The following is a 5,629-nucleotide window of genomic DNA, read 5'->3' as shown; positions in this document are numbered from 1 at the left end:
GCTCTGTTGCGATCGCCAAGCTGAACTTTACCTTGAGGCTTAGTCAAGCATAAATTAATATATTTCTGGAAAAAATCATTCTTCCCATCATTTAAAATGGGAATTTTAATTTTTTTCTCTCCTGTTTTACCACCCTCAAATCGAACAATTCGGGGACTATCATTGATTTCGTGAACATCATCTATTTGCAAAGTATAGTTGAGCTCGTCAGGAAAACAGTTCTTTCCAAAATTCAATTCTGCACTGACTGCCCCATGCTTGCTACCAGTACGGGTAATTTTGATATATGCTACTTTTTCATTTATATCGACAGTGAAAACCCCCAAGGAAGAGTCAAAAAAAGAAGTGCTAAAGGCTAAGGTACTAACCTGTGATTCGTCTTTTTTAGAAATAAACATTTGGAGGATAAACGCACTAGCGATCGCCACAACACAAGTCGCCACCCCTAAAATTATCAAACGTGGAATTCGAGATGTAAAACGTCTCTTGAAAGTTGCTTGTTCCTGTTGATTCGTTGTTAAACTAGTATCTTCTATTTTACTTTCAAAAAAATCTTGTTCCAGTCGTTCTGGAATGATTTGGTTAAAATAATCTTGAAAAATTTCCTCTTCTCGCTGGGATTTTACCCAAAGGGCAGAGCATAGTTGGGCTAGTGCAGTGCGATCGCGAGTCCCAAAACCTGCATTAATAGATTCCAGCAGCAGATGATATTCTGCCAACCCTAAGATAAAACCTGCTTTCCTTAAACAAGTGAATAGTTCTAATAATGCTGGATCATTCACGATCACTAGTCAACCTCAAATAATTAATGTGGGCATCCCAACTTTTAAGTAATACCTCTAAGTAAGGCAGTTGGGCTTCACCCGACAACTTATTTAATACTTCTTGTAATGAATCTCGCTTTAAAGCTTTAATCCAATCGAGCAATTCACTCGTACTCACATTCTTACTGAATTTACCAGTTTCACCCTCCATAGATTCCCGTAATTGCATAAAACGGGAAACAGCTGTATTTGTCAGTTCATCTGCAATACCAGGAAATCGATATTTAACAATTTGGACAATTTGTTCATAGTTGGGAAAATGAACGTAATAGAATAAACATCGACGCAAAAATGCATCAGGTAAATCTTTCTCGTCGTTACTAGTAATAAAAACGATCGGTGAATTGACTGCCTTAATCTCTTTTTCTTTCCCGTATTCTCGCACCTCTTCAATCTGAATCAGTTGCTCGTCGAGTTCTAGCAATAAATCATTCGGAAAATCGATATCGGCTTTATCAATCTCATCAATTAAAACTACCGTCCGCTTGGGATTAATAAAAGCTCTACCTAATGGGCCCAAACGAATATAAGATGTTGGATCATCAAAGCGTTGCTTTTCTTCTATAGTTAAAGAACCAGATGCCGCTAATTGAGCATCCCGTAGCCGTCCTACGGTATCATAAATATACAAACCATCTTTGGCTCGACTAGTCGATTTTACATACCAAGCCTCAAAATCTAGTCCTAACTCATAAGCAACTGCAAGAGCTAGTTGAGTCTTGCCACATCCAGGTTCTCCTTTGAGTAATAATGGACGACCTAAGTAAATCGCTAGATTCACAACATCCACTAATTTTTGGCTGGGTAAGTAAGGATAGATGAGTTTACCTTTGTAGTTATCCCCTGGCTTCGGTTGCTTAGTACTAGTATATTCAAGGCGATCGGAATTTAGAGGCGTAACCATTTGCCCTCCTGTTCAAACCAATTACAACCACAAAGATCGCAAATTTTTCGTAAAGTTGGCATTGGAACCCCTTGCTTTTCTAAAAGCACTCTAACGGTTTCTGTCTTATTAGCAGAGATAGCTGGAGGTAAGAAATCACTCTGATAATTTAACCAATCTCTTAAATCCTTATCTGAGAATGGATTGATTGCAGGCAATCCCAGAGGGTAATTCGGTTGCCAATCTGAATCATACTTCTCGACAAAACCGACATTCCACTGAGATATTACACCTTGATAGTCTATAAGGAAGATGAGTAGTTTGAAGGCATTTTGTTGATTATTATCTTCTAATACTTTTTGAGTAAGTGATGCCCAAAATCCGTTAAGTAAATCACATAAATTTTCTTTAATCGTTTCATCAGCATTGTTAAACACAATTAAAACATTCTGTGATTTCCATAGTTCACAAATTTTTTCCGTAATTTGAGAAGGTGAACTCTTTTCAGGTAAAGTAACCCAACCGGCAAATTCATCCCAAATCGTTAAAATATCTGTCCTTGATGAAGTTCTATTTAAGTCAATAAAAATTTTTTTACCTTCCAAAATATTCGGGATAATCGAAGCTAGTCGATTGAGTAACCATCTTTGACCATAGTCTTTGGAACAACCTTGGATCAAAAACACACCATGAGAGTATTTTCCAGCAATTTCTTCAAAGAGATTGTGCTGTTCCCAGTATCCTAACTTTAATAGTGATTTATATAAGAAATCGAAAGTTTGGCTTTTTTCTAAATCAGAGTTTTCTACTCGTTTAGGTTGATTAATTTGCTCTTCTAACTCTTCGAGTTCTTCATCTATTTTTTCTAATCTGGATTCGTACTCCTCAATTCGTTGTTCCAACTCATATTTAGCTTCCGAATCAGTTTTGGTGATTTTTTCTTTCTTGAACCATTTCAACTTTTTGCGAACTTCTCCATATTCCTCTTCTAGGTCTTCACGTTTTGCCTCTAAACGCTTAAGCGAAGGCATATATTCTCCTTAGTTAATGTCTGAAATATCTGCTGATATTGCTTGGTTTTTAGCATCCATACTTGCCTTAAAAAATCGCAATAGTTGGATAGCCAGATGGTATTGAGATTTAGAAGAGAAACAAATCAGGGTAGGAACATTCTGAACTTTGCCAAGGAGTGATTATAACTCTGCGCTCACGCGGCGAACACACTCCATTTTGATGAATAATCTACTTTTTTGAATATTTTACAGGGAATTAACTGCTTTGCGAATACCTTCTACGACATTTAGAAACGCGGCATCGCGATCGCTCCACTGGGTTACAGGTTTGGCATCTTTTGGTAGAACCTGGAGCTTACTGAATGGCGAATCTTTCCAATCACAGGGTCTGAGAATAATCGGAATTACCCGTGCTGTGCCTTGATTGTGTCGTGCAATCGCCCCCTGCATTTCTATGTCATAGCAATAGTCCGATCCCATGAAGGGGGGACTGATCAGCAGCAGGATTATCCGAGCGGATTCTAGTCGCCCCTTAATTTGAGCTTCCCATTCTTCTCCCGCTTCGATGGCGCGATCGTACCAGGCAGTAATCTTACCCTGGCGTTTGAGGTTAGCTAGATGGGTCACAAATTCTTCCAGCAGCTCGTCATCTTTATGGGAGTAGGAGATAAAGACATCGATTGGCCTATTCTGTAATTGCTCAACTGGAGGTTGAACAAGAGTATTCAAGGTGGGTTGAAGGATGACATCAGAAGATGGGGATTTTTTGAGCAGTACAGGAGTCAAGTGTTCGGCAATGCCTGCCATCTGAATTGCAGCACAGCCTAGCTTGTAGGCAAACTCGATGGGACGGCCTGCCCCGATCCCATCATAAAACCCTACTGCAAACTCGATCGCTGCTCGATCTCCAATTGCTTGGTTCATACCAATTACATAATCAACATGATTAGCGATCGCTTTCGCTTGCACTTCTGAATAACAGCCGTTTAGCACAACACAGCGAATTTGGTCAGCAAACAGTTCAAACAGACCTGCCAATGCTTCCCCGTCCACAAGCTTCGTGTTGCCAATTTCATCTTCAAAGACTATCCCTTGCTCCCCCGCCCCATGTCCGGAGAAATGGATAATCTGCGGACTGATATCGAGCATAGCCCGTTGAATATCACGAGGACGAACTGCCAACCGTTGCTCTAGCTGAAATTGGTCACGCTTTTGAGCGCGTTGCAGTCCTTCCCCAATGTCCCGCAACTCTCGATCGAGGCGAAGACGCGTGGTGTCTTTAGGATTGGCAGCCAGAAATAAGATGCTTTGCCGATGACCACTGAAAAAACTCATAAAGAACTTGCTTCAAAATTGCTTACATAATTGAGCTTTCCTGTCAGAATATAAAGAATTTTTATAGACTATAAATATACATTCAGCTATTATACAAAAGTTTTGCCCTATAAAATACCCTCAATATAGTAATCCGATTTGATTCCTGAAATTATCTGCGTAGGTAGGGAACAGGGAACAGGGAATAGGGAACAGAAAAGAAGGGTATAGATGTGTACTGAATCTTGTTCAAAAATCAAATAGGAGTCTTATATAATTTTTACGTATATACCTTGCTATTATCCAAAATTTTTCGCATCACACAATTAAACGGAAATTGTGTGAATATTATTACTCGATTGCACGTCCTAAAAAAATTGCTATGACAAGTTACTCAATACTCAAAGAAGTCCTGCTGATTCATATAATCTTTTGAGCATTGCTGAAATCTTTGTACCATAATCCAAATCTGCTGACCACCGCCCTGATAGCTGATCGATTAATGGCGCAATTCCACGTGTGACAAAGCGAAATCTGGGATCTACTACTTCTTGTACCAAAGGTTCTAAGCTGGCGTAAGCTTTCAAATGTTGGATGTGCGCCCTGACTCCAATTCTGGCACTTGGAAAAGACGCAGCCTCCGAACCGCCACCGATCGCACCTAAGCCTGCAAAGTTATTTTGTTCAGCTCTAATATCGCCACCAAACCGTAAAAATCCAGTTTCTACACACATTTGGCAAAAGGCAATATCATAGTTCACTCCTTCTATACCTGCTTCTTCCCGATAAAGTTTTGGGATATCAGGAAACTTTGTTAAGGCATTTTCATTATTGTTTTTGAGGAATAATTGTAACTGTATTTCAGAAGTATTACCGTTCGACATTAACCGCTCAAATTGACCAGGGCAAACCACCAAATTCGATCGCAAGCTGACAGTACGAGTTGCCGCATCCCAATTAACTGCAACATTAAAATCTCGCAGTTCAATCGCTTTAACATAAACTACTTTGCGATAGGTAATCCGATTGACATTAGCTGCTTTTGAAAGGTCAATTCTTAGACGGTCTACTAAATCGATGGGAATATAAGCATTACCATTAACTAGCACTCCTTGTTCCGAGTAACTTTGCCCATTAATATTGATATTAATTGGCGGATAATTTGCTTCTGTTGGAGTTCCAGGAGTGGGGTCAATTACACGGCTCCAAGTCACCAATCCATCGACAATTCCCAAAGCAAAATCGCGGCGACGAGTTTGCAGCAAAGCCCGATCCTCTGGATTGCTGAGAAACCCTACTTGCATCACCAAAGCTGGCAGCGTTGTCTGACGACAGAATGCTAAACTACCCAATCCACTATCTGTATCTGGCTTGACTCCCCGATTCGGTAATTGGGGTACGCGGCGCAACAATCCCACTAGTAACTGTTCAGCATTGCTCTTGCGATCGCTATTATTAGCAATGTAGAAAACGCTAGCCCCACGCACAGAAGGGCTGTTAGCCGCATTAGCTGCAATTTCTAGGGCGACATCACCCCGGCGGCCGCGGGAATTAATCCAGGTGATAGTTTGGGCGGCACTCAAGCTGTCTCTAAT

4 protein-coding genes and 1 pseudogene are annotated in these 5,629 nt (G+C 40.4%); all 5 read right to left on the bottom strand.

Annotation, left to right across the window (positions count from 1 at the left end; all coding sequences use genetic code 11):
• Positions 1-782, bottom strand: a pseudogene (locus tag IQ229_RS10745) (hypothetical protein); the annotation flags it as partial.
• Positions 775-1,728: an AAA family ATPase gene (locus tag IQ229_RS10740; protein ID WP_194043540.1), complete on the bottom strand. Its 954-nt coding sequence runs from the start codon at positions 1,726-1,728 to the stop codon at positions 775-777. The gene IQ229_RS10740 and the pseudogene IQ229_RS10745, both read right to left, overlap by 8 nt.
• Complete coding sequence (locus IQ229_RS10735; protein ID WP_194043538.1) at positions 1,713-2,738, bottom strand: hypothetical protein; 1,026 nt, start codon at positions 2,736-2,738, stop codon at positions 1,713-1,715. The genes IQ229_RS10740 and IQ229_RS10735 overlap by 16 nt, the downstream gene beginning before the upstream one ends.
• Before the next feature lie 228 nt (positions 2,739-2,966).
• Positions 2,967-4,055 (bottom strand): TIR domain-containing protein, encoded by a 1,089-nt coding sequence (locus IQ229_RS10730; protein ID WP_194043536.1) that lies wholly within the window; start codon positions 4,053-4,055, stop codon positions 2,967-2,969.
• 380 nt (positions 4,056-4,435) lie between these two features.
• Positions 4,436-5,629: hormogonium tapered terminus morphoprotein TftA (tftA, locus tag IQ229_RS10725; protein ID WP_194043534.1), on the bottom strand; the 1,194-nt coding region annotated here is incomplete at its 5' end.

The sequence above is a fragment of the Nostoc cf. edaphicum LEGE 07299 genome, assembly GCF_015207245.1.
GTDB classification, from domain to species: domain Bacteria; phylum Cyanobacteriota; class Cyanobacteriia; order Cyanobacteriales; family Nostocaceae; genus Nostoc; species Nostoc edaphicum_B.
The sequence above is the reverse complement of the archived record's forward strand: the minus strand, read 5'-3'. Positions and strand labels throughout refer to the sequence as shown.

Coding starts and splice junctions, on each gene's coding strand:
- IQ229_RS10740 (WP_194043540.1), bottom strand. CDS start 1,728: ATGGTTACGCCTCTAAATTCCGATCGCCTTGAATATACTAGTACTAAG.
- IQ229_RS10735 (WP_194043538.1), bottom strand. CDS start 2,738: ATGCCTTCGCTTAAGCGTTTAGAGGCAAAACGTGAAGACCTAGAAGAG.
- IQ229_RS10730 (WP_194043536.1), bottom strand. CDS start 4,055: ATGAGTTTTTTCAGTGGTCATCGGCAAAGCATCTTATTTCTGGCTGCC.